This is a genomic window from Pseudomonas sp. AN3A02 (genome assembly GCF_011765255.1).
GTDB lineage: Bacteria > Pseudomonadota > Gammaproteobacteria > Pseudomonadales > Pseudomonadaceae > Aquipseudomonas.
Window position 1 is genome coordinate 147,573 of record NZ_JAARNI010000003.1, and the last position, 23,296, is coordinate 170,868.

At 61.4% G+C, this 23,296-nt stretch carries 25 protein-coding genes; 15 read left to right on the forward strand and 10 right to left on the reverse strand.

What is annotated here, in order from left to right; all coding sequences use genetic code 11:
- Positions 1-2 precede the first annotated feature (2 nt).
- From HBJ59_RS15160 to HBJ59_RS15175, 4 genes are read right to left on the reverse strand one after another with little or no spacing between them, the layout of a single operon-like run.
- On the reverse strand, positions 3-719 hold the full coding sequence (locus tag HBJ59_RS15160) for a DUF484 family protein (protein WP_167664014.1): 717 nt from the start codon (positions 717-719) through the stop codon (positions 3-5).
- A 13-nt stretch (positions 720-732) separates the two neighbouring features.
- Positions 733-1,563 (reverse strand): diaminopimelate epimerase, encoded by an 831-nt coding sequence (dapF, locus tag HBJ59_RS15165; protein WP_003208798.1) that lies wholly within the window; start codon positions 1,561-1,563, stop codon positions 733-735.
- 4 nt (positions 1,564-1,567) lie between these two features.
- On the reverse strand, positions 1,568-2,815 hold the full coding sequence (lysA, locus tag HBJ59_RS15170; RefSeq protein ID WP_076013123.1) for a diaminopimelate decarboxylase: 1,248 nt from the start codon (positions 2,813-2,815) through the stop codon (positions 1,568-1,570).
- 9 nt (positions 2,816-2,824) lie between these two features.
- Complete coding sequence (locus tag HBJ59_RS15175; protein ID WP_003208801.1) at positions 2,825-2,986, reverse strand: lipoprotein; 162 nt, start codon at positions 2,984-2,986, stop codon at positions 2,825-2,827.
- Positions 2,987-3,225: 239 nt separating this feature from the next.
- Here HBJ59_RS15175 and cyaY point away from each other — a divergent pair, with 239 nt between their 5' ends.
- The 3 genes from cyaY (at position 3,226) to rnk (ending at position 4,321) form a co-directional block, all read left to right on the forward strand.
- On the forward strand, positions 3,226-3,558 hold the full coding sequence (gene cyaY, locus HBJ59_RS15180) for an iron donor protein CyaY (protein WP_076013122.1): 333 nt from the start codon (positions 3,226-3,228) through the stop codon (positions 3,556-3,558).
- Between the two features lie 2 nt (positions 3,559-3,560).
- Positions 3,561-3,779, forward strand: a complete 219-nt coding sequence (locus HBJ59_RS15185; protein WP_010168015.1) for a DUF1289 domain-containing protein — start codon at positions 3,561-3,563, stop codon at positions 3,777-3,779.
- 131 nt (positions 3,780-3,910) lie between these two features.
- The gene (gene rnk / locus HBJ59_RS15190) at positions 3,911-4,321 is read left to right on the forward strand and encodes a nucleoside diphosphate kinase regulator (protein ID WP_017476667.1); all 411 of its coding nucleotides are present in this window, start codon (positions 3,911-3,913) and stop codon (positions 4,319-4,321) included.
- Here the strand turns inward: rnk and HBJ59_RS15195 are convergent.
- The 3 genes from HBJ59_RS15195 to HBJ59_RS15205 all read right to left on the reverse strand — a co-directional run bounded on the left by HBJ59_RS15195 (position 4,318) and on the right by HBJ59_RS15205 (position 8,008).
- Positions 4,318-7,158 carry a class I adenylate cyclase gene (locus tag HBJ59_RS15195; RefSeq protein WP_167664015.1) on the reverse strand — a complete coding sequence of 947 codons (2,841 nt, stop codon included), beginning with the start codon at positions 7,156-7,158 and terminating at the stop codon, positions 4,318-4,320. The genes rnk and HBJ59_RS15195 overlap by 4 nt on opposite strands.
- A gap of 168 nt (positions 7,159-7,326) precedes the next feature.
- The gene (locus HBJ59_RS15200; protein WP_076013120.1) at positions 7,327-7,575 is read right to left on the reverse strand and encodes a TIGR02647 family protein; all 249 of its coding nucleotides are present in this window, start codon (positions 7,573-7,575) and stop codon (positions 7,327-7,329) included.
- Positions 7,576-7,723: 148 nt separating this feature from the next.
- Positions 7,724-8,008 (reverse strand): hypothetical protein, encoded by a 285-nt coding sequence (locus tag HBJ59_RS15205; RefSeq protein WP_076013119.1) that lies wholly within the window; start codon positions 8,006-8,008, stop codon positions 7,724-7,726.
- A 125-nt stretch (positions 8,009-8,133) separates the two neighbouring features.
- Here HBJ59_RS15205 and HBJ59_RS15210 point away from each other — a divergent pair, with 125 nt between their 5' ends.
- Entirely contained in the window at positions 8,134-8,793 is a 660-nt protein-coding gene (locus tag HBJ59_RS15210; protein WP_167664016.1) for a glutathione S-transferase family protein, read from the forward strand.
- 145 nt (positions 8,794-8,938) lie between these two features.
- Here the strand turns inward: HBJ59_RS15210 and argH are convergent, their stop codons facing one another.
- Entirely contained in the window at positions 8,939-10,333 is a 1,395-nt protein-coding gene (argH, locus tag HBJ59_RS15215; RefSeq protein ID WP_076013117.1) for an argininosuccinate lyase, read from the reverse strand.
- Positions 10,334-10,895: 562 nt separating this feature from the next.
- Between argH and HBJ59_RS15220 the strand changes: the two genes are divergently transcribed.
- The 7 genes from HBJ59_RS15220 (at position 10,896) to HBJ59_RS15250 (ending at position 17,294) form a co-directional block, all read left to right on the forward strand.
- Entirely contained in the window at positions 10,896-11,642 is a 747-nt protein-coding gene (locus HBJ59_RS15220; protein ID WP_017476662.1) for a LytTR family DNA-binding domain-containing protein, read from the forward strand.
- Between the two features lie 138 nt (positions 11,643-11,780).
- Positions 11,781-12,722, forward strand: a complete 942-nt coding sequence (gene hemC, locus HBJ59_RS15225; RefSeq protein WP_003208822.1) for a hydroxymethylbilane synthase — start codon at positions 11,781-11,783, stop codon at positions 12,720-12,722.
- Complete coding sequence (locus HBJ59_RS15230) at positions 12,719-13,486, forward strand: uroporphyrinogen-III synthase (RefSeq protein WP_167664017.1); 768 nt, start codon at positions 12,719-12,721, stop codon at positions 13,484-13,486. Before hemC ends, HBJ59_RS15230 begins: the two co-directional genes overlap by 4 nt.
- An 18-nt stretch (positions 13,487-13,504) precedes the next feature.
- Complete coding sequence (locus HBJ59_RS15235; RefSeq protein WP_167664018.1) at positions 13,505-14,623, forward strand: uroporphyrinogen-III C-methyltransferase; 1,119 nt, start codon at positions 13,505-13,507, stop codon at positions 14,621-14,623.
- Positions 14,624-14,628: 5 nt separating this feature from the next.
- The gene (locus tag HBJ59_RS15240; RefSeq protein ID WP_167664019.1) at positions 14,629-15,870 is read left to right on the forward strand and encodes a heme biosynthesis protein HemY; all 1,242 of its coding nucleotides are present in this window, start codon (positions 14,629-14,631) and stop codon (positions 15,868-15,870) included.
- A gap of 237 nt (positions 15,871-16,107) precedes the next feature.
- Positions 16,108-16,629: a disulfide bond formation protein B gene (locus HBJ59_RS15245; RefSeq protein WP_167664020.1), complete on the forward strand. Its 522-nt coding sequence runs from the start codon at positions 16,108-16,110 to the stop codon at positions 16,627-16,629.
- A gap of 206 nt (positions 16,630-16,835) precedes the next feature.
- Positions 16,836-17,294: an Rsd/AlgQ family anti-sigma factor gene (locus tag HBJ59_RS15250; protein WP_076013113.1), complete on the forward strand. Its 459-nt coding sequence runs from the start codon at positions 16,836-16,838 to the stop codon at positions 17,292-17,294.
- Positions 17,295-17,347: 53 nt separating this feature from the next.
- Here HBJ59_RS15250 and HBJ59_RS15255 read toward each other — a convergent pair whose 3' ends face one another.
- Positions 17,348-18,013, reverse strand: coding sequence for an FKBP-type peptidyl-prolyl cis-trans isomerase (locus tag HBJ59_RS15255; protein WP_167664021.1), 666 nt, complete (start codon positions 18,011-18,013; stop codon positions 17,348-17,350).
- Positions 18,014-18,205: 192 nt separating this feature from the next.
- On the opposite strand from HBJ59_RS15255, the gene HBJ59_RS15260 reads away from it, so the two are divergent.
- Positions 18,206-19,408: an AlgP family protein gene (locus HBJ59_RS15260; RefSeq protein ID WP_167664022.1), complete on the forward strand. Its 1,203-nt coding sequence runs from the start codon at positions 18,206-18,208 to the stop codon at positions 19,406-19,408.
- On the opposite strand, the gene HBJ59_RS15265 is transcribed toward HBJ59_RS15260, so the two are convergent.
- Complete coding sequence (locus HBJ59_RS15265) at positions 19,405-19,866, reverse strand: TIGR02444 family protein (RefSeq protein ID WP_167664023.1); 462 nt, start codon at positions 19,864-19,866, stop codon at positions 19,405-19,407. The two genes, HBJ59_RS15260 and HBJ59_RS15265, sit on opposite strands and share 4 nt — an antisense overlap.
- 50 nt (positions 19,867-19,916) lie before the next feature.
- Here HBJ59_RS15265 and HBJ59_RS15270 point away from each other — a divergent pair, with 50 nt between their 5' ends.
- The 3 genes from HBJ59_RS15270 (at position 19,917) to HBJ59_RS15280 (ending at position 23,226) form a co-directional block, all read left to right on the forward strand.
- Positions 19,917-21,827, forward strand: a complete 1,911-nt coding sequence (locus HBJ59_RS15270) for an ATP-binding cassette domain-containing protein (RefSeq protein ID WP_076013109.1) — start codon at positions 19,917-19,919, stop codon at positions 21,825-21,827.
- Positions 21,827-22,390: a mechanosensitive ion channel family protein gene (locus HBJ59_RS15275; RefSeq protein WP_167664024.1), complete on the forward strand. Its 564-nt coding sequence runs from the start codon at positions 21,827-21,829 to the stop codon at positions 22,388-22,390. The genes HBJ59_RS15270 and HBJ59_RS15275 overlap by 1 nt, the downstream gene beginning before the upstream one ends.
- A 203-nt stretch (positions 22,391-22,593) precedes the next feature.
- Positions 22,594-23,226, forward strand: coding sequence for a LysE family transporter (locus HBJ59_RS15280; RefSeq protein ID WP_003208844.1), 633 nt, complete (start codon positions 22,594-22,596; stop codon positions 23,224-23,226).
- Positions 23,227-23,296 lie beyond the last annotated feature (70 nt).

The following is a 23,296-nucleotide window of genomic DNA, read 5'->3' on the forward strand; positions in this document are numbered from 1 at the left end:
GGCTAGCGCACCGCGCGCAAGGCGGTGGTGAAGCGCGGCAGGACGCGGCCCAGCACTTCGGCGATGTAGCTCAGGAACAGCGTGCCCACCGAGCTTTTGTAGTGCTGCGGATCGCGGCTGGCGATGGCCAGCACTCCATGCAGCCCTTGATGACTCAGGGCAACCACCGCCGTGGAGCCGATCTGCTGGCGCTGCTCGGCACCAAACAGGAAGTCCAGCTCATGCTCACGCAGGGTGCCGCTGATGGTCTTGCCTTCGGACAGCAAGCCGCCAATGGCAGTCTGGGCATCGCTGCCGCTGACCCAACGCCCTACCGGCATCGGGTTGTCGCTGAACAGGATCAGGCTGACAAAAGGCACCTGGAAGTCCTGGCGCAGGCTGTCTTCGACGGCAATCACCGCTTCTTCCAGGCTGGCGGCGTCCATCAGGGTCAGGACCAGGCGGCGGGTCTTGTCGAAAAGGCGGTCGTTGTCGCGGGCCACGTCCATCAGCTGCGAGAGCCGATGACGCATCTCGATATTGCGCTCGCGCAGGATCTTCATCTGCCGCTCCACCAGCGACACGGTATCGCCGCGCTGGTGGGGAATACGCAGGGCTGGCAGCAGCTCTTCGTGTTCGACGAAGAAGTCCGGATTAGCCTCCAGATACGCCGCAACGGCTGCGGCCTCCAGACTTTCGCTTGGGGATGCTTGCGCGGGTACTTGAGGCTTATCAGTCATTAGATTTGCTCACTCATAGACGGACCTGTCCTTCGTAGACGCGGGTGGCCGGGCCGGTCATTTTCACCGGTTGGCCGGGGCCTGCCCATTCGATGGACAGACGTCCGCCGGGCAGGTCGATCAGCAGCGGCGAATCCATCCACCCTTGGCTGATCGCGGCTACGGCAGCGGCGCAGGCGCCGGTACCGCAAGCCTGGGTTTCGCCGGCACCGCGTTCCCAGACGCGCAAGAGCGCACGGGAGCGGTCGATGACCTGCAGGAAACCCACGTTAACCCGCGCCGGAAAGCGCGGGTGGTTTTCGATCTTCGGCCCCAGTTCGTGAACCGGTGCGCTGTTGATGTCATCGACCCGCAGCACGGCATGGGGGTTGCCCATGGACACGGCGGCCAGGTTGACGGTCTTGCCGTCCACGTCCACGGCGTAGCTCAGCGCTTGCTCGGTGGCCTGGAACGGAATGTCCGCCGGCACCAGCCGTGGGGCGCCCATATTGACGCCGATCTGGCCGTCGCTGCGAATATCCAGCTCGATAATGCCGCTTTTGGTCTCGACGCGAATCTGCCGCTTGGCGGTCAGGCGCTTGTCCAGCACAAAACGGGCGAAACAGCGGGCACCGTTGCCGCACTGTTCCACTTCTGAGCCGTCGGAGTTGAAGATCCGGTAACGGAAATCCACTTCCGGGTTGCTCGGTGCTTCCACCAGCAACAATTGGTCGAAGCCGACACCGGTGTGCCGGTCGCCCCACAACTTGGCGTGCTTGGGCAGGATGTGCGCGTGCTGGCTGACCAGGTCGAGAACCATGAAGTCATTGCCCAGCCCGTGCATCTTGGTAAAACGCAGCAACATGGCCTTACTCCGGCAGCAGGCTTTCGCCAGCAAACAACTCGGCTACCGTCTCGCGGCGACGCACTTCAAACGCTTGATCACCGTCCACCAGCACCTCGGCGGTACGTCCGCGGGTGTTGTAGTTGGAGCTCATGACAAACCCGTAGGCACCGGCCGAATGCACCGCCAGCAGGTCGCCTTCTTCGAGGGCCAGCTGACGCTCCTTGGCCAGGAAGTCGCCGGTCTCGCAGATCGGACCGACCACGTCGTAGGTGCGGCCTTCGCCCGCGCGTGGCTTGACGGCCGTCACATCCATCCAGGCCTGGTACAGCGCCGGGCGGATCAGGTCGTTCATCGCCGCGTCAACGATGGCGAAATCCTTGTGTTCGGTGTGCTTGAGGTACTCGACCTGGGTCAGCAGCACGCCGGCATTGGCGACAACGTAGCGGCCCGGCTCGAACATCAGCGTCAGGTCGCGGCCTTCGGTGCGCTCGCGCACGGCCTTGATGTAGTCGCAAACCAGCGGCGGCTCTTCATCGCGATAACGCACGCCCACGCCGCCACCGAGGTCGATGTGGTGCAGGTAGATGCCGCATTCGCCGAGACGGTCGATCAACGCCAGCAGGCGGTCGAGGGCGTCGAGGAACGGTGGCAGGCTGGTCAGTTGCGAGCCGATATGGCAGTCGACGCCCAATACTTCCAGGTTCGGCAGTTGGGCGGCGCGGATGTACACGTCCTCGGCGTCGGCAATGGCGATGCCGAACTTGTTCTCTTTGAGACCGGTGGAAATGTACGGATGAGTGCCGGCATCTACGTCCGGGTTGACCCGCAGGGAGATCGGCGCGCGTACGCCCATCTCGGCGGCCACCACTTGCAGGCGCTCCAGCTCGTCGGTGGATTCAACGTTGAAGCAGTGCACGCCTACTTCCAGGGCGCGGCGCATGTCTTCGCGGCTCTTGCCGACGCCGGAGAACACGATCTTGTCAGCCTTGCCACCCGCCGCCAGCACACGCTCAAGCTCACCACGGGACACGATGTCGAAACCGGCGCCCAGGCGCGCGAGGACATTCAGTACGCCCAGGTTGGAGTTGGCTTTTACCGCGTAGCACACCAGGCTTGGCGTGCCTTCCAGCGCGTCGGCAAAGGAGCGGTATTGCGCTTCGATGTGGGCACGGGAGTACACGTACGTCGGGGTACCAAAGCGCTCGGCAATGGCGGACAGCGCGACACCTTCCGCGAACAGCTCGCCGTCCCGGTAGTTAAAAGCGTCCATGATGTTCCCTTAGTAGGTGTCGTGCTTGTGCGCTTTGGTTTGCGACGATTGCGCCTGTTCATTCGGGTCTTTGCTGTCATCGGGCAGATACAGCGGGCCTTTTTGACCACAGGCACTAACGAGGCAAGCGACCGCGACGAGCGCAGCAAGGGAAGAGATCAGGCGCTTCATGGCGAAATCCTTGAATATGCATTAATTGCGCCCGAGTATACCGACCACCCGCCGGATTGCCTATGTGCCGAAATACCCGTCCGGCGGGGCTTTGCCGAGTTTGTCGCGATTGCGCTTACGCTAATCAGGGATAATTCACGCGGCTGCGGGTAATGAAATCGGTATCCTTTGCAATCATGATGGCGCGTCCGTATTGTGCGGCGCTTGAGCGAGACCAGACACTTTTCGAGGTTCCCACAATGAGTTTGACCGAAGCCCGTTTTCACGACCTGGTGGATTCGACCCAGCAAGCGCTGGAGGATATTTTCGACGACAGCGGTCTGGATGTGGACCTGGAGAACTCGGCCGGTGTGCTGACCGTCAAGTTCGAGAGCGGCCAGCAACTGATCTTCAGTCGCCAGGAACCGCTGCGTCAGCTGTGGCTGGCTGCGCGTTCCGGTGGCGTTCACTTCGACTACGACGAAGAAAGCGGCAAATGGCAGTGCGACAAGAGCGAAGAGTTGTTGGGCGAGATGCTCACGCGCCTGGTCCATGAATATACCGGCGCCGAGCTGGACTTCGACGAGATCTGATCGTGACGCAGCCCGCACCCGTACGCCCGCCCAAGCCGCTGTTCAGCAATGTCAGCCCGGCGGTGCCGTCACCTTGTATCAGTTTATGTCGGCTGGATGAGCACAAAGTCTGCCTCGGCTGCTTCCGCCATGTAGAAGACATCCGCGAATGGCGCTCCGCCGATGATGCGCGGCGCCGCGTGATCGTCGCCCAGGCCGAGCAGCGCAAGGCCTGCGCCTGAGGCCGTCTTGTTTATTTATTGTGCTGTGGTAGTGTCCGGATACACCTCAACTCATCGAGGTCCGTGAGAACCCCGCCTTTTCCTGGCGGGGTTTTGCTTTTTTGTGCAGAAAAAAGGAGTCTGCCTGAATCATGACCGCACCTTCCATCATCCTCACCCGTCTTGACGTGCAGCGTCTTGAGCAACTGATCGACCGTGTCGGCGAGGCGTCGCCGGGCGTTGAAGCCCTGCAACACGAACTCGACCGCGCCGAAGAAGTGGTTGGCCACGATGAAGTGCCTGCAACGGTCGTGACCATGAACTCCAGCGTGCATTGCCGTGAACAAGGCAGTGGCAAGGACTATCACCTGACCCTGGTCTACCCCAAGGACGCGAACGCCGACGAAGGCAAAATCTCGATCCTGGCTCCAGTGGGCAGTGCATTGCTGGGCCTGCAAGTCGGCCAGCACATCGACTGGCCAGCACCGGGTGGCAAGACTCTGAAGCTTGAATTGCTCGGCGTCGAAGGCCAGCCGAAAGACGGTGGCGCCTTTCCTCTCTAAACCTGGTTCAGCGCCTCATTGAGCGCCAGTTCCAGATCAGCCTTGTAGCGCAGGTACAGATTGCTCGGGCTTTGAACATCACCGAGCAGGCCGGACAGGTCCAGATCGGTGATGTAGCAGCGGTAGCGCTCAGCTTCTCGGCGTTGCCCGACGATTTGCTGGGCGACCACCGCAAACAGTTGGTCGCCAAATTCCAGCTCGGAAAACTCCCGTTGATTGCAGTACAAGGTGATCCCCACCTGGCCCGGCGCTGCCTTGCCGATAATCGCCTGCACGTCGTAGAACGGTTTATTGGCCGGGGTTTGCGGCGCAGGGCGCGGTTCGGCCCTGCGTGCCCGGCCGGTGCCAGACGGCAACAGCTGGTAATACAGAATTTGCACCGCGCCGAGGGGCTGTTGCGGGTCCAGCGGCAGCAGCGCGTCACGGCGATAAATGATCGACTGCAGGAAGCGTTGCAGCGGCACCAACAGGCTTTGCTCGTCGTGAAACGGCAGGCGCTGCTGCCAGAGCGCGTTGAATTCATCCAGCACGTACAGCTCGGCAACCCCTTCGTTGATCCGGTAGAACACCTGCACGCAGTCGGGCAGGCCCATCGGCAGCAACAGCGCCAGGTCGTGGTCTTCGAGGGCCATGCTGTCCAGGTGCAGCGGGCTGTAGCTGGCCAGCTCTTCGCTGAGGTAGGCGATCAACGCGTCCTGGGTCGCCAGTGACACATGGTTCGCTTGGCCGGGCGTCAACTCCATCACGTGGTAGTGCTGTTGTACCTGCACCAGGTAGCGATGGTTTTCCTGGCTGAGCAGCAGGTTTTGCGCGGTGTCGAAGATCTCTTCCACGCGCTGGGCAATGAATTGCGCGCGGTTGTGGCAGAAGCAGCGCACGCGCAATCTCGGCAAATGATTGGCCGGCAGTTGATTGAGGTAGTCGCGCAGGCAGTCGAGCAGCGCGTGGGGGCCGTCGTAGCGGCTGACCATCACCTCGTTCCAGCTGTTGAGGATGACCTGGTCCAGGGTCAGCACCAGGTTTTCCCGCACACCCGCATAACTCAGGGAGTCGGTGCGCTCGGTGGTCATCAAAATATTCAGGTCGCGGTGGTGCTTGAGTGGGTCGACGCCGACGTTGATCAACAGCAGCACTTCCTCGGGCACCGCCGAGCGCAACAGGCGTTCTTCATCGACGCTGGCCAAGGGCAGGACGACGGTCTGTTGCAGGCCGCCCAGCAGGTTGAACAGCTCGAATTCGGTCATGTCGCTGCTGCCGGGGTGCAAAGCCAGGCGGGTGCTGCTGTCGATCACGCCGTTGCGGTGGCACCAGGTGAGCATTTCCAGCAGGTCGCGGCTGCGCTTGATCGGCGCGAAGTGCTCCCATTCCAGGGCGGTCAGGCTGCCGTTGTACAGGCCCCAATGATGCTGGCCCGGCTCTTTGCGGTTGGGCGACTGCACCAGGGTCAGGGTGTCTTCGGCAAGATCGGGCGCAATGCCGGGGTTGATGAACTCGACCTTGCCGGCCTTGCGCTCAAAAGCGGCGTACAGGCGCCGGCCGAGCACATTGAGGTCGCGCTTGTTGATCAGGCTGACGGTCTGTTCGGTGCGGGCAAACTGGGTCAGGAAGCGATAGCTGTAGTTAAGCTCGTTCACCAGCGCCCGGCGCTCGGAAGCCACCTGGCGGACTTTCCATTGGCTGCGGCTGTCCAGCAGGGCCAGTTGGCGCTGGTCCCAACCCCATTCACGGGCCAGGCGCTCCAGTAGCAAGCGTTGCCAGCGGTCGGTGCGTTGGCCGGCCGTGAGTTTGCGGTTGACCTTCAGGTACAGGGCGCGCCGCACCAGTTCCAGGCGCTCCGGCTCGTTGCGGGCCTTGAGGTATTCCTCGATGCGGCGGTAGACCACGATGTACGGGTCCAACTCGTCGAGGTCCATCTGGTTGGCAAACACCGCGCGTTTGAAGCGCAAGCTCAGGCACTGCACCTTCGGGTGTTCGCTGGCGTAGACCTCGGTCAGCAGGAGTTTGAGTACCGACTTGTAGGGCGATTCGATGCCCTTGAACAACTGCCACAGGCCGGCGCCGATAAATTCACCCGGTGGGATGTGAGCCAGATGGCCCAGGTCGAGGGTTTCATCGGCGCGGATAAAGCGCTTGGAGATCAGCGCGTGGGTGAATTCTGCATAGCGGGTTTCTTCATACACCGGCACCAGCCACCAGATCGGCGTGCGCCCGGCCAGCCAGATGGCGGTGCGGTAGAACTCGTCCAGCAGCAGGTAATGCTGGCTGGTGCCGCAGTCTTCGGAGCTGAGCTGGGTGTCACGCTCGCCCTGGATAAACCGCGTGGGCTCGATCAGGAAAAAATGCGCCTCGGCGCCCATGCTCAAGGCCCAGGTTTCCAGCAACTGGCATTTTTTGCGTAGCTCGGCCAGCTCGTTCTCACTGAGATCGGCAGCGTGGCAGACCCACACGTCCATATCACTTTGATCGGCCTGGGCCAGCGTGCCGAGGCTGCCCATCAGAAACAGGCCATGAATCGGCCGCGGTGGGTTGCCGTGTCGGGGCTTGTAGGAAAACGTGCGGGTCAGGCGCTGAGCCTCGGCCAAGGCTTGTGCGTCGGGTTCAAAATTCGACAGGCCGGCCGGCGTGCTGCCCGACACATAGCCCGGCAGCAGCGGATGGTTGACGTGAAAGAACAGCGGCAGCAGCGTCAGTACGCTTTGCTGGCGTGGCGTCAGCCCTTCGACGGCCCGGGCCATGCGGCCCTCGTTCAGGGCCAGAAACCGCGCGCGCAACTGGGTCAGCACCTTGCGGTCGATGCCTTCGTCCAGGTCGGGGCGGATTTCGTGGGTGCGGGTCATGTCGAACTCGGTGGCTCGCAGGGCCCGACATGGGCGGCCGTGTAGGAGTTTACAGCCAGTAGCGTAGGAGGTTTAGCGGGATTTTGTTTTTGGCGCCAGAATTTTATCCCGGGCGCAGAAATGCCCGCGGAATCCGTGAAAAGAGGATCCCGTGGGCGATACGAGGTGTCAGGCGGCTTCTTTGCTGGTCGTCAGGATAATCAGCAGGCTTTGTGCGTGTTCGGCAGCATCCCGGCCAAGGCTGGTGAGGTAGCCACCATCTGGCTGGTCGATCAGGTCTTTATCAAACAGGCGCCGGGCAGCGGCAATGGCAGTAGGAGCGGCAGTCTGATGAACTTTCAGACCTTCCTGGGAGCTGCCCAGGTTGAAGAGTGCAAGGATTTCCAGTTCGGCAACCAACTCAGGGGTATACGACATAAGGACTCCAGACTTTCTAGGAATTTTTAGACGTTAGCAGCCATAAGGTGAACGCACTTTGGCGAGCTGTCCAGTCGGAACTCATGCAGTGTTGATGTGGGGCAGGATTGTGGCCAGCAAGCGCTTGCTGGCCAGCGCGGTGTCGGGCTTATTGCTTCTCGGGCGGTAGCTCTGGCAGGGCGCGCAAGGCAGTTTCATACCATTCGGTATTGAAGGCGCGGTCTTCTTCGAGCAAGGCGTCGATTTCGATGGCGAGTACGTGGGCCATCATTTGCAGGATGTCTTCGCGCTCGTAGCCCACCAGGGTCAGCTTGTTGAACGTGGCCTTGGCGGCGGGCGGGTTGTCGCTTTCGAGCTGGTTTTCGATCGCTTCAATCAAGGTGGTCTCGGCGAACTCTTCTTCGTCGTTGTCGATATCGGTTGGCTCGCTCATGGCAGGCTCCTGAAGGAAAGGGCGCCAGTCTACCCCCATTCACTCGGCTGATGCTGCTGGTCAGGCGTGGCATCCCGTTCTATAACCACTGCTGCCAACCCCGTACACGGCCTGGAGGCTTTGTGATGCTCAAGCTTTATGGATTTTCGGTCAGCAACTACTACAACATGGTCAAACTGGCGCTGCTGGAGAAAGGGCTGCCCTTCGAAGAGGTGCCGTTCTACGCAGGCCAGACCCCTGAAGCATTGGCCGTGAGCCCGCGGGGCAAGGTGCCGGTGTTGGGTGTCGAACAAGGCTTTATCAACGAAACCAGCGTGATCCTCGAATACATCGAACAGACCCAGGGCGGTCGATCGCTGCTGCCCAGCGATCCGTTTCAGCGGGCCCAGGTGCTGGCGTTGTGCAGGGAAATCGAGCTGTACATCGAGCTGCCGGCCCGGGCATCTTTTGCCGAGGCGTTTTTCGGGATGCCGGTGCCGGAGGCGATCAAGGAGAAGTCCAGGGCGGAGTTATTGCTGGGGATCGCATCGTTGGGGCGGCACGGGAAGTTCGCGCCGTATGTGGCGGGGGACAGTTTCACGATTGCGGATTTGTACTTTGTGTACAGCGTGGACCTGGCGTGTGCCGTGGCTGGGAAGCTGTTTGGGCTGGACCTGTTGGCTGAGTTGCCGAAGGCCAGGGCGTTGCTGGAGCGCTTGCAGGCGTTGCCGAATGCCCGGCGGGTAGCGGCGGACAAGGAAGCGGCGATGCCGGCGTTTATGGCGATGATTGCCGCCAAGAAATAAAGACTGCTTTTGTGGCGAGGGAGCTTGCTCCCGTTGGGCAGCGAAGCGGCCCCAAAAATGGGACTGCTGCGCAGTCCAACGGGAGCAAGCTCCCTCGCCACAGGTTCAGTGTTCGCCCCTATTTGCCGGGGTACTTACCTTTGGGTTAGCGGCTGGCGAGCAGTTCCTGGCCGCGAACCACGGCAGCCTTCACCTGCGCCGGCGCAGTCCCGCCGATATGGTTACGAGCATTCACCGAGCCTTCCAGGGTCAGTACCGCAAACACGTCCTGCTCGATCTGGTCGCTGAACTTACGCAGCTCTTCCAGGCTCATTTCCGCCAGGTCCTTGCCGGTGTCCACACCGTATTTCACGGCATGCCCGACGATTTCGTGGCAGTCACGGAACGGCAGCCCACGGCGTACCAGGTAGTCGGCCAGGTCGGTGGCGGTGGAGAAACCACGCAGGGCCGCTTCACGCATGATGGCGTGCTTGGGCTTGATCGCCGGGATCATGTCGGCAAAGGCCCGCAGCGAGTCGCGCAGGGTATCGGCGGCGTCGAACAGCGGTTCCTTGTCTTCCTGGTTGTCCTTGTTGTAAGCCAGTGGCTGGCCTTTCATCAGGGTCAACAGGCCCATCAGCGCGCCGAATACGCGGCCGCTTTTGCCGCGTACCAGCTCAGGCACGTCGGGGTTTTTCTTTTGCGGCATGATCGAGCTGCCGGTGCAGAAGCGGTCCGGCAGGTCGATGAACTGGAATTGCGCACTGGTCCACAGCACCAGCTCTTCGGAGAAACGCGACAAGTGCATCATCGCGATGCTGGCCGCGGCGCAGAATTCGATGGCGAAGTCACGGTCCGACACGCCGTCCAGGGAGTTGCCGCCCACGGCGTCGAAACCCAGCAACTGCGCGGTGTATTCGCGGTCGATCGGGTAGGTGGTGCCGGCCAATGCGGCGCTGCCCAGAGGCATGCGGTTGGCACGCTTGCGGCAGTCCACCAGGCGCTCGTAGTCGCGGCTGAGCATTTCGAACCAGGCCAGCAGGTGGTGGCCGAAGGTCACAGGCTGGGCGGTTTGCAGGTGGGTGAAGCCGGGCATGATGGTACCGGACTCACGCTCTGCCTGCTCCAGCAGGCCTTTTTGCAGGCGGGTGATTTCGGCCAGGATCAGGTCGATCTCGTCCCGCAGCCACAGACGGATATCGGTGGCCACTTGGTCGTTACGGCTGCGCCCGGTGTGCAGTTTCTTGCCGGTCACGCCGATGCGGTCGGTGAGGCGGGCTTCGATGTTCATGTGCACGTCTTCCAGGTCGACGCGCCAGTCGAAGGTGCCAGCTTCAATCTCACCACGGATGGTGGTCAGGCCGTCGATGATGCTGTCGCGCTCGGCGTCGGTCAGTACGCCGACCTTGGCCAGCATCGTGGCGTGGGCGATCGAGCCCATGATGTCGTGGCGGTAGAGGCGCTGGTCGAAGGTGACGGAGGCGGTGAAGCGCGCGACGAAGGCGTCGACGGGTTCACTGAAGCGGCCGCCCCAGGACTGGTTGGTCTTGTCGGTGCTCATGGATTCGCTCGTGATCTGCTGGAAAGAGGGCATGAAAGTGTGGCGCCGATAATAACAGGGTTGCCCCCGGAGGCGAGGATGCGGGGGCGCGGCATTTTTATTTGTTTCCAAGATGGCTAAGTGCCTTGCCGCCGGACTCGCGCAGGACGAGACTGGAGCCAGGACCGAACGGGGGTTTAAAACTTGCGGTCTTGGGTAAACAAAGCGTGTTTATTGAAACGATATTTGACGATTGAGCAATATCGTCTTCACGAGCGTCTACAGTGCACTGATAGAGCGTCGCGCTGACAGACGGTGCATTGCACCAATGCCGGGCGATGAGGTCGAACTCCAGGCTAACCATTAGAGAGGGGGTGTTCGTATTGTGTATCAGCAAACCCTACGACGATGCCCAAAGGCAGCAGGCTTTGGGCGCGATTGAACAGGTCCGGGTAAATATTGGTGCCACTCTCGGGGCACTTTTTGCCGCTCGCGCTAGTCTTAGCGTGGATCGCCGTGACGGAAGTCACCGCACCTGTCTACGCTATCCTTGTGCGAGACTCACGCAGGAATCCAGCGCAATATGAATGTCCTGATCGTTGATGACGAACCCCAAGCCCGCGAGCGACTGAGCCGTTTGGTCAGTGAACTCGAGGGTTACAGTGTCCTTGAGCCGAGCGCCACCAGTGGCGAAGAAGCCTTGGCCCTTATTGACAGCCTCAAGCCGGACGTCGTGTTACTCGACATCCGCATGCCGGGCCTTGATGGCTTGCAGGTAGCTGCCCGCCTGAGCGAGCGAGAATCGCCGCCTTCGGTGGTGCTGTGCGCCTCCCAGGATGAGTTCTCCTCCGAGGCTCTGGATGCCAGTGGCGCCAGCTTCCTGGTCAAGCCGATCAATGCCGATGCGTTGCTTCGGGCCTTGAAAAAGGCCGAGCGTCCCAATCGCGTCCAGCTCGCTGCCTTGACCCAGCCCGCGGCCCAGGGCGGCAACGGGCCGCGCAGCCATATCAGTGCCCGCACCCGCAAGGGCATCGAACTGATTCCCCTGGATCAGGTGGTCTATTTCATCGCCGATCACAAGTACGTGACCTTGCGTCACGAGGCCGGTGAAGTGCTGCTCGATGAGCCGCTCAAGGCCCTGGAAGACGAATTTGGCGACCGCTTTGTGCGCATCCACCGCAATGCGCTGGTGGCACGCGAGCGTATCGAACGTCTGCAGCGCACGCCGCTTGGGCACTTTCAGCTGTTCCTGAAAGGCCTCAATGGCGACGCCTTGATCGTCAGCCGGCGCCACGTCGCCGGCGTGCGCAAGATGATGCAGCAGCTTTAGCCCAAGGGCTGACGCGAGCTTCACCGCCCATATCCCGGTGCGACGCGGCCAGGGAGGCCCCGCACTTGCTGATTCAAATCAAAGCGCATTTGCCTGAGCTGTTATTATCTGCCGTATCTATTCAGTACGGATTGATCCATGTCCTCTCGCGAAATCCGCATCGCCACCCGTAAAAGTGCCTTGGCCTTATGGCAGGCCGAGTACGTCAAAGCACGTCTTGAGCAGGCTCATCCTGGCCTGAAGGTGTCCCTGGTGCCCATGGTCAGTCGCGGCGACAAGCTGCTTGATTCGCCATTGTCGAAAATCGGCGGCAAGGGCCTGTTCGTCAAGGAACTGGAAACCGCTCTGTTGGAGAACGAAGCCGACATCGCCGTGCATTCTATGAAAGATGTGCCCATGGACTTCCCCGAAGGCCTGGGCCTTTTTTGCATCTGCGAGCGCGAAGACCCGCGCGATGCTTTCGTTTCCAATACCTACGCCTCTCTTGATGAACTGCCGCTGGGCAGTGTCGTCGGCACCTCCAGCCTGCGTCGCCAGGCACAGTTGCTGACCCGCCGCCCGGACCTGCAAATCCGCTTTTTGCGGGGCAACGTCAATACCCGCCTGGCCAAGCTCGACGCCGGTGAATATGACGCGATCATCCTCGCGGCAGCCGGCTTGATTCGCCTGGGTTTTGAAGACCGCATCACTTCGGCCATCAGCGTCGAAGACAGTTTGCCGGCTGGCGGGCAGGGCGCCGTGGGGATCGAATGCCGCACCGTCGACAGCGAAATTCACGCGCTGCTCAAGCCACTGGATCACCAGGACACCGAGATTCGCGTCACCGCCGAACGCGCCTTGAACAAGCACCTCAACGGTGGCTGCCAAGTGCCGATCGCCTGCTACGCGGTGCTTGAAGGTGAGAACCTCTGGCTGCGTGGGCTGGTGGGCGATCCGAGTGGTGGGTTGCTGCTCACCGCAGAGATCCGCGGGCCACAAAGCGAAGCGACCAGCCTGGGGATCAAAGTCGCCGAGGAACTGCTGGAGAAAGGCGCCGGTGCCATTCTGCAAGCGGTGTACGGCGAGGCCGGGCCGCAGTGACGCAATGGCGTGTGCTGCTGACGCGGCCTGCCGAGGAGTCGGCAGCGTTGGCCGCGACGTTATCTGAAGAAGGTATTTTCAGCAGCAGCCTGCCGTTGCTGGAGATCGAAGCGCTGCGCGTCACGGCTGAGCAACACGCGATCTTTCGCGAGCTGGACCGTTATTGCGCGGTGATCGTGGTGAGCAAGCCGGCGGCGCGCCTGGGTTTGCAGTTATTGGCTCAACACTGGCCACAGCCACCGGCATTGCCGTGGTTCAGCGTCGGTGCTGCTACGGCGCAGGTGCTGGCTGACCACGGCCTTGATGTCAGCTATCCCAAGGAAGGCGACGACAGTGAAGCCTTGCTTGAACTGGTCGCCTTGCGCGAGGCTATCGCCCGGCCTGGGGCCCGGGTGCTGATCCTGCGGGGCGAGGGCGGGCGCGAGTTGCTGGCTGAGCGTTTGCGCGAGCAAGGTGCTAGTGTCGACTATCTGGAGTTGTATCGCCGTTTCCTGCCGGATTACGACAGTGCAACCCTGATCCAACGCATAAACGTGGAACGCTTGAACGGCGTGGTGGTCAGCAGTGGGCAGGGTTTTTTACACCTGCAAGCCCTGGCCGGCCCGGATTGGCCCCTGGTGGCACAGCTGCCATTGTTCGTGCCCAGCCCACGAGTCGCCGAGATGGCCCGTGTCGCTGGTGCGCAAGAAGTTGTGGATTGTCGTGGCGCCAGTGCCGCGGCTTTGTTAGTGGCGTTACGGAGTTTCTCCGTTCCCACTCTCTAATACGCAAAGGATGGATACGTGAGCGAAACAGCCTTGCCTAAAGATGAAGCTCCGCCCGCGCTTGATGCGCCTGTTGAGACACCGGTTACCACCGCCCCGCGCCGTGGTAACGGCCTGGCTATCGTGGCCTTGTTGCTCGGCGCTGCCGGTGTTGCCGCCGGTGGTTGGGGGATCTGGCAGGTCCGTGCACTGCAGGCGAGCAGCCAGCAACAGCTGGGCCAAGTGCAGACCCTGGACGACCAATCCCAGAGCCTCAAGCAGAGCCAGCAGCAGCTGTCGGCACGCCTGGGGCAACTGCCGGGTGCTGAGGAACTGGAAGAGCGCCGTCGGTTGGTGGCGCAATTGCAGGGCGATCAGCAGCGATTGAGCCAACGCCTGGAAACCGTGCTGGGTGCCAGCCGCCAGGACTGGCGCCTGGCCGAGGCCGAACACCTGATCCGCCTGGCCAGCCTGCGTCTTTCCGCCTTGCAGGACATCAACAGTGCCCAAGCGCTGGTCCAAGGCGCTGACGAAATCCTCCGCGAACAAAGTGATCCCGGCTCGTACGCCGCCCGTGAGCAGTTGGCCAAGAGCCTCGCCGCGTTGCGCAATATCGAACAGCCGGACCGTACCGGGTTGTACCTGCAACTGGCGGCATTGCGCGATCAGGTCGTGCAACTGTCGGCCATCGCCCCGGAATACCAGCTCCCGGAAGCCGCCAATGGGGGCCGTCCGACTGCCGATACGGAGAGCCGCTGGAGCCAGTGGTGGGAGCAGATCTCGCGGTATTTCCGCATCGACTTCAACCCGGATGACAACATTCGTCCGCTGCTGGCAGGGCAAGGTCTGAGTCAGGTGCGCCTGGCGCTGAGCCTGGCGCTGGAGCAGGCGCAATGGGCGGCGCTCAACGGCGAGCCGGCTGTGTATAGCCGATCCTTGGGCGAGGCGCGCAGCGTCCTGCAGGACAACTTCAATCAAGACAACCCGCAAAGCAAAAACATGCTGGCCCGTATTGCCGAGCTCGAGCCCAAGGCTGTCTCGGTGGTAACGCCGGACCTGGCCGCAAGCCTGGCCGCCGTGCAGGCTTACCTTGACCGTCGCCACCTGTCTGCCGAAGAAGCCAAGGTTTCTGCTGGCAAGCCGGCGACCCAGGAGTAAAGCCGATGAAGCGTTTCTATGTGATCCTGGTGCTGGCGATTGCGATCGCCCTGGCACTGGCTGTGGGCATTTCGAAACACACCGGTTACGTGCTGATTACTTATCCCCATGTGCTGCATTACGAGTCCGGACTTTGGTCGACGCTGGTGGCGGTGTTTGCCATTGGCTTGGTGATCTATCTGGTCAGGGTGCTGTTGAGCCTGGTGCTGACTTCCGGTGGTGTGGTCAACCCATGGTCGCGGCGCAATCGTAGTCGTCGTGTTCAGATCGCCATCGAACAGGGTCAGATGGACCTCGCCGAAGGGCGGTGGGCCAGTGCCGAGCGTCACTTGCACCGTGCGGCCGAAGCGGAACGCCAGCCATTGCTCTACTACCTCGGTGCTGCCCGCGCGGCCAACGAACAGGGCCGTTATGAGGAGGCGGACGGCCTGCTGGAGCGGGCGCTTGAGCGCCAGCCCCAGGCAGAACTCGCGGTGGCCTTGAGTCATGCGCAGTTGCAGGTGGACCGTGGTGACACCGAGGGTGCCCTGGTCACCTTGCAGGCCATGCATGAGCGGCATCCGCATAACGTCCAGGTATTGCGTCAATTACAGCGGCTTTATCAACAGCGCGGTGATTGGTCTTCGGTCATTCGGCTGTTGCCGGAACTGCGCAAAGACAAAGCGCTGCCGCCTGCCGAGCTGGCCGACCTGGAGCGTCGTGCATGGGGCGAGAACCTGACCTTGGCTGCCCAACGCGAAGAGCAAGGCGAGGCTGGTCAGCAATCCCTTGAGCGGGCGTGGCAGCAATTGACTTCGGCCCAGCGCCAGGAGCCGCAACTGGTGCTGGCCTATGCCGAGCAACTGCGTCAATTGGGCGCGGATGCCAAGGCTGAAGAGGTGCTGCGTGGTGCGCTCAAGCGTGAGTACGACAGCCATCTGATCAGGCTCTACGGCTTGCTGCGAGGCAGCGATTCGGCGAAGCAGTTGAAGTTTGCCGAAGGCTGGCTCAAGGACCATCCGGGCGATGCCAGCCTGTTGCTGACCCTCGGCCGCCTGTGCCTGCAAAACAGCCTGTGGGGCAAGGCGCGGGACTACCTGGAAAGCAGCCTGCAGGTGCAGCGCAATCCCGAAGCCTGCGCCGAACTGGCACGCCTGCTGGCGCAATTGGGCGACACCGAGCGCAGCAATCAGTTGTTTCAGGAAGGGCTGGGCTTGTTGGACAGGCGTCTTCTGGCGTCACCTCTGCCTGTGCCGGCACGGGTTTGAAGTAGGAAATGGCGTAAGGGTTGCCTCAGAGTTGTCTCGTGGGCAACCCTTCAATAGCGCTCAATAGCTGTAGGCAATACGGCTTGTAGTAAACTCCTACGCAGGCGTGCGTTTAATCGTTCACCTTCTGACGGGATATCCCTACGCTCTCGCGGAATCGTCTGCTCTGATGCGTATTGAAAGGGGTAAGGCCTTTCCTCTACCGTAACTACCTATCTCTTGCGTTGCGGATAAACAATGTCTTTGGCCCCCTCACGCTCCTTGTTCCTCCTGGCGTTCCTGGCTGGTGCGCTGACGCTGGGCGCGTCCTTTTACCTGGAATATGCCGCGCTGTTGCGGCCTTGTTTCCTGTGTCAGGTGCAACGAATTCTTGTGGCGGCCTTCACGCTGATCAACCTGGTGGCGGCGATTCATGGGCCCAAGCGTTCCGGGATCTACGTGTATTGGGCGGCGAGCATGGGCTGTGCCGTGCTGGGCGCCATCACCGCCGTACGCCAGGTGCTGCTGCAAAATACGCCGCCGGATCAGCTGCCGACCTGTTGGCCCGGCCTTCAATCCATGATCGAAAACCTGTCCATACGAGAAGCGTTGGCCCTGATGTTCAAGGGCAGCGTTGACTGCGTGGAAATCAACTGGACGCTGTTCGATTTAAGTATTCCCGAGTGGAGCCTGCTGTTCTTCGTGGCGATGCTGATCCTTGGTGTAGCGCAGTTCTCGCGGTTGGCGTTGAGTCAGCGTTTTGGCCTTGCACGGCACTGACAGGTGCCCGCGGGTTGTAGGAAGGGATTAAACACTTGTATGAACTTTCTCTCCTGCGTACCTTGATGCCATAGTCGTGCGGGCATAATCTGGCCCGCACGCGTTAGTGAAACAGACTGTTCGATGCACGTCTGCCCGGTTGCCGCTTTAACCTTGAAGTGTTGCGCGGGCAGCGGGCGGCGCCCCTATAGGGAAGAGAGATCATCATGTTGGAAAGTTGTCAGAATGCTCAGGAACGCTGGGGTGGGGTGCACAAACTGATCGATGGTTGGTTGAAAGCGCGTCACGAACTGGTTCGGTCCTTTGATGCTCTCGGTGCCAAGCCCGAAGCGCTGAGCGAGAACCGCAAGCCGTTGCAGGAATTCTGCGGTGTATTGGTGGATTACGTCTCGGCGGGGCACTTCGGTGTCTACGAGCAGTTGACCAAAGAGGCCGAAGCCTTCGACGATCAACGTGGCTTGGACCTGGCAGAAACGATTTACCCGCGCATCGATGTCATCACCGAGAAGCTGCTGGCCTTCAACGACCTGTGTGATGCCGGCAAATGTGTCGCAGAAAAATTCAAAGAGTTGGGCGGTTTGCTGCATGAGCGTTTCGAGCTGGAAGATTGTCTGATCGAAGTGCTGCACAATGCTCACAAGGAAGAGTTGGCGGCCAAAGCCTGACTCGCCGCAACACAAAAAAACGGTGCGCATTGCGCACCGTTTTTCGTTTGGGTTCAGGCACTCGCGCCGAGTAATTCGATCTCAAATACCAACGGTGTGTAAGGCGGGATCAACTCGCCGGCACCGTCAGCCCCATAGGCTTGGTCGGACGGAATCACCAGACGCCATTTCGCACCCACCGGCATCTGTTGCAACGCGCTTCGCCAGCCGCTGATCACACTGTCCAGGCGAAACCACTGAGGCTGCGTGCTTTTGTCGAAGACAGTCCCGTCGGGTAAACGCCCAACGTAATTCACTTGCACGCGATCATCGGCCGCAGGTTTTTTTCCGCTGCCAGAGGTCAGTTCGGTCATCAGGATGCCGCCTGCCAATTCGCGCACACCACTTTTGGATTTCTCACTGGCTAAAAATTGTTGCTCGGCAGCCAGAGCCTTTTCACTTTGTGGTGCTCGATTGTCCGGTGCGTTTTGCGCTTCGTGCTGGGCAAGTATCTGTTCGATGCGTGTGTCGTCCAGCGCCAGCGGCTTGCCCTGGTAAGCCTGTTTGAGGCCGTCGATCAGTGCCTCGAGTTGCAGGCCCGGCATCTCCTGGCGCAGGCGCTCACCCAGGCTGGCGCCCAGGCTGTAGGCCAGGTCGTGGTCATCTTTGGACGGGGATTTCTCACTCGCATTGGCCACTGAAAACGCCAGGCCCAACACTAAAAAAAGGTAACGCGACATGGGCGTTCTCCAGCCGAAAGTGCGATGGATTATGCCAGTGTGAATGCTTAAAAAGTGGCGTGGATTTTCGTTATATCAATAAGAATTTTCGTGCGGTGCAACGCAAGCCAATCGATACTGTCAACATGCCCTAGCGGCGGTAAGAGCAGAGGGCTAGTATGAGCCGCACCCACGTCAGCCAGGAGGTAAACCATGTCGGCCAAACAGAAGCCTGTAAATACCCCGTTGCATTTGCTCCAACAACTTTCGGGCAGCCTGCTCGAACATTTGGAAACTGCTTGTTCCCAAGCCTTGGCTGATGCTGAGAAGTTGCTCGCCAAGCTTGAAAAACAACGCGGCAAAGCTCAGGAAAAACTGCACAAATCCCGTACCAAACTGCAAGGCGCCGCGACCGCTGGCAAAGCCAAGGCACAAGCCAAAGCCAAGGACGCCGTCAAAGAACTTGAGGACTTGCTCGACGCCCTCAAGGATCGTCAATCTGAAACCCGCACCTACATTTCCCAACTCAAGCGTGATGCTTCCGAGAGCCTGAAACTGGCTCAGGGTGTTGGTCGTGTGAAGGAAGCTGTAGGCAAAGTGCTGAGCACCCGTGCTCCGGCTAAAGCTGTTGCAGCCAGCGCAGCGAAGAAGCCAGCCAGCAAAGCAGTCGCCGCCAAGGCACCTGCGAAAGCTGCGGCCAAACCTGCGGCAAAAGCACCGGCTAAATCGGCTGCCAAGCCAGCCGCTAAAACTGCTGCTGCGAAACCAGCCGCCAAGCCAGCTGCTAAAACGGCTGCTGCAAAACCAGCCGCCAAGCCAGCTGCTAAAACGGCTGCTGCGAAACCAGCCGCCAAGCCAGCTGCTAAAACGGCTGCTGCAAAACCAGCCGCCAAGCCAGCTGCTAAAACTGCTGCTGCGAAACCAGCCGCTAAGCCAGCTGCTAAAACCGCTGCTGCGAAACCAGCTGCCAAGCCAGCCGCTAAACCTGCTGCTGCAAAACCAGCCGCCAAGCCAGCTGCTAAACCTGCTGCTGCAAAACCAGCCGCCAAGCCAGCTGCTAAACCTGCTGCTGCAAAACCAGCCGCCAAGCCAGCCGCTAAACCTGCTGCTGCGAAACCAGCTGCCAAGCCAGCCGTTAAACCTGCTGCTGCGAAACCAGCCGCGAAGCCAGCTGCTAAAACCGCTGCTGCAAAACCAGCCGCCAAGCCAGCTGCCAAGCCAGCCGCTAAACCTGCTGCTGCAAAGCCAGCCGCAAAACCAGCAGCCGCCAAGCCTGCACCGGCCAAACCAGCTACCCCAGCTGCAAAGCCTGCGACACCGGCCGCACCGGCTGCCAGCACCGCAGCGCCAACCGCTCCGGCCAGCAGCACGCCTGCACCGGCAGCGCCAAGCGTCACCCCAACCAGCGCTTCCTAAGTGCTGGTGACTGCGGCGCGCAGCTGATGCAGCGCGTCGTGGTCAAGGTTGGCGGTTTCGGCCGCCAGTCCTTCAAGCCACGCTTGAACGCCCGCCTCGGCCATCGGCCAACCCTGCGCAACGCCTTCCAGGCGCGATAACAGCAGCCGCTCAGCTTCCAGCTCCAGAGCCTTGACCCGTTCCCGTAACGCTCCCAGCTCAGCATCCTGCTGCGCCATGGCCCGCCATTGCGTGCGCACTTGCCGCAGCGGCTCGACCACCTCCGCCTGCCACGGCTCGGCGACCTGCCGAAGTGCCTGCAAACGCGACGTTTCCGGCGCCACGCCACGCTGCTCCAGCCACAACCCGCACAACATCAGGCACACATCAGCCCCTTGCGCCTGCAGGCGCAGGCACGCGTCCTCGACGCCCGGCCGGGCGTAAGTCGAGAGGGCAAAGCTCCACAGGTCAGCGCACATATTCACACCCAAGCCAGCGGCCAACGAAGCTGGTAGACTCCGCCGCCATTATGATCCGACTTCAAAGCCTAACATTACAGCGTGGCCCGCAACGTCTTCTCGAAGACGCCGAGCTGACCCTGCACGCCGGTCACAAAGCCGGCCTGATCGGTGCCAACGGCGCCGGCAAATCCACGTTGTTCGCCTTGCTGCTGGGTGAGCTGACGCCTGATTCCGGGAACTGTCTGCTGCCGGCCGACTGGCGCATCGCCCATATGCGCCAGGAGATCGACACCCTCGACCGCATTGCGATCGACTACGTGCTCGATGGCGACCTGCGCCTGCGCCAGGTGCAACACGACCTCGCCGAGGCCGAGAAAGCCCAGGACGGCGCCGCACAGGCCCGCCTGCACTCGGAACTGGACAGCGCCGACGGCTACACCGCCGACGCCCGCGCCCGCAAGATGCTTGCCGGCCTTGGCTTTACCAACGAACAGATGGACCGCCCGGTCGCCGACTTCTCCGGCGGCTGGCGCATGCGCCTGAACCTGGCCCAGGCGCTGATGTGCCCCTCGGACCTGTTGCTGCTCGATGAACCGACCAACCACTTGGACCTCGATGCAATCCTGTGGCTGGAAGACTTCCTCAAAAGCTACCCGGGCACTTTGCTGCTGATTTCCCACGACCGGGATTTCCTCGACGCCGTGGTCGACAACATCGCCCACGTCGACCAGAAGAAAATCACCCTTTACCGCGGTGGCTACAGCGCCTTCGAGCGCGCCCGTGCCGAACGCCTGGCCCAGCAGCAGCAAGCCTACGAGAAGCAGCAGGCGCAACGTGCGCATATGGAAAGCTACATCGCCCGGTTCAAGGCCCAGGCCACCAAGGCCCGTCAGGCCCAGAGCCGGATCAAGGCCCTGGAGCGCATGGAAGAACTGTCGGCGGCCCACGTCGATTCACCGTTCGACTTTGTGTTCCGCGAGTCGGTGAAAATCTCCAGCCCGCTGCTGGACCTGTCCGACGCCCGCCTGGGTTATGGCGACAAGACCATCCTCGAGAAGGTCAAGTTGCAGCTCACCCCCGGCGCGCGGATCGGCCTGCTCGGCCCCAACGGTGCGGGCAAGTCGACCCTGATCAAAAACCTCTCGGGCGAATTGCAGCCTTTGGCCGGCCGTCTGGTGCGCGGTGAGAACCTGGTGGTGGGCTATTTCGCCCAGCATCAGTTGGACTCCCTCGACGCCAAGGCCAGCCCGCTGCTGCACTTGCAGCGCCTGGCGCCGACCGAACGCGAACAGACCCTGCGAGACTTCCTCGGTGGTTTCGACTTCCGCGGTGCGCGCATCGACGAGCCGGTGTTGAATTTCTCCGGTGGCGAAAAGGCCCGCTTGGCCCTGGCGTTGATCGCCTGGGACCGGCCAAACCTGTTGCTGCTCGACGAACCGACCAACCACCTCGACCTGGAAATGCGCCTGGCGCTGACCATGGCCCTGCAGGAATTCAGCGGCGCGGTGTTGGTGGTGTCTCACGATCGGCATTTGCTCAAGAGCACCACGGATAACTTCCTGCTGGTGGCTGACGGCAAGGTCGAGGAATTCGACGGCGACCTGGAAGACTACGCGCGCTGGCTGTCGGACTACCGCCTGCGCAACGCGCCGGTCAGCAACACCCCGGTCAACCCGGACAAGACCGACAAGAAGGCCCAGCGCCAGGCCGCTGCTGCATTGCGTCAGCAGCTGGCACCGCACAAGCGTGAAGCCGACAAGCTGGAAGCCGAGTTGGGCAAGATCCACGAGAAGCTGGCGAAGATCGAAACCAGCCTGGGTGACAGCGCCGTGTACGAGCCGGCCCGCAAGGATGAATTGCGCGACCTGCTGGCCGAACAGGCCAAGCTCAAGGTGCGTGAGGCACAGTTGGAGGAGACCTGGATGGAAGCCCTCGAACTGTTGGAATCCTTGCAAGCGGAGCTGGAGGCGTTGTCCTGATGGACGCGCTGCAACTGCCGCTGCCGGCCCAATGGATCGCGCCGATCTGGGTGGCCGTACAGATTTTGCTGATCTTGCTGGGCGGCTATCTCGCCCAGCGGTTCGTCGCCAAATGCCTGAACCGCCTTGGGGAGCGTTATCCGTTCCCGCCGCAGTTGCTGATGCCCCTGCGCGGCGGCCTGCGCTGGCTGATCATGGGCAGTGCGCTGATCTTTGTGCTGGAGCGCCTGGGCGTGTCCGCCACGGTGCTGTGGACGGCGTTGTCGGGCTTTGTGGCGGTGGCTGCGGTGGCGTTCTTCGCCATGTGGTCGGTGTTGTCGAACCTGCTGTGCGCCATTCTGATCTTCACCGTTGGGCCGTTCCGCTTGGGCGACGTGGTCGAGTTGGTGGACACCGTCGACAAGCCCGGCGTCAAAGGCCGGGTGGTGGCGATCAATCTGCTCTACACCACGCTGATCGAAGTGGAAGAGGCCGGCACGGGCAGTGTCATGGTGCAAGTGCCCAACAGCCTGTTCTTCCAGCGCTCGGTGCGCCGTTGGCGCGACAGCGACGTACTGCCTTAACCTGTGGCGAGAGAGCTTGCCGTGGCGAGGGAGCTTGCTCCCGCTGGGCTGCGTAGCAGCCCCAAAAAAAGCCGGGAGCGCTACGCACTCCAGCGGGAGCAAGCTCCCTCGCCACAAAGGCCCGGCCCAAAATTTTTGTAGCCATTTCTCGGCCAGCAGCGTTAGCTTAGAAACATTAAGCAAACTCAGCTCTGAGGTGTGTAATGGCTCTCGACACATGGCTGGCCTTTTTCCTGGCCAGTTGGATCATCAGTCTCTCTCCTGGCGCCGGCGCCATCGCGTCGATGTCCAGCGGCCTGCAATACGGTTTCCTGCGCGGCTACTGGAATGCCCTGGGCCTGCAACTGGGCCTGGCGATGCAAATTGCCGTGGTCGCCGGCGGCCTGGGGGCGATCCTCGCGGCATCCTCCACGGCGTTCTACGCGATCAAATGGTTTGGCGTGGCGTACCTCGTGTACCTGGCCATCAAGCAATGGCGCGCGCTGCCAACCGACCTTAGCGATGACGCGGCGATTCGCCCGATCGGCAAGCCGATGGCGATGATGTTCCGTGGATTCCTGGTCAACGCCAGCAACCCCAAGGCCCTGGTGTTCATGCTGGCGGTGCTGCCACAGTTCGTGAACCCGCAAGCGCCGCTGCTGAACCAGTACCTGATCCTGGGTGCGACAATGATCTGCGTGGACATGATCGTGATGGCCGGCTACACCGGGCTGGCGTCGAAAGTGTTGCGCTTGCTGCGCACACCCAAGCAGCAGAAACGCATGAACCGCACGTTTGCCGGGCTGTTTGTTGGTGCGGCGGGGTTCCTGGCCAGCTTGCACCGCGCAACGGCATAACTGACGAAACCGGATAAAAAATGTGGGAGCGGGCTTGCTCGCGAATGCGGAGTGTTAGTCACCAGATGTA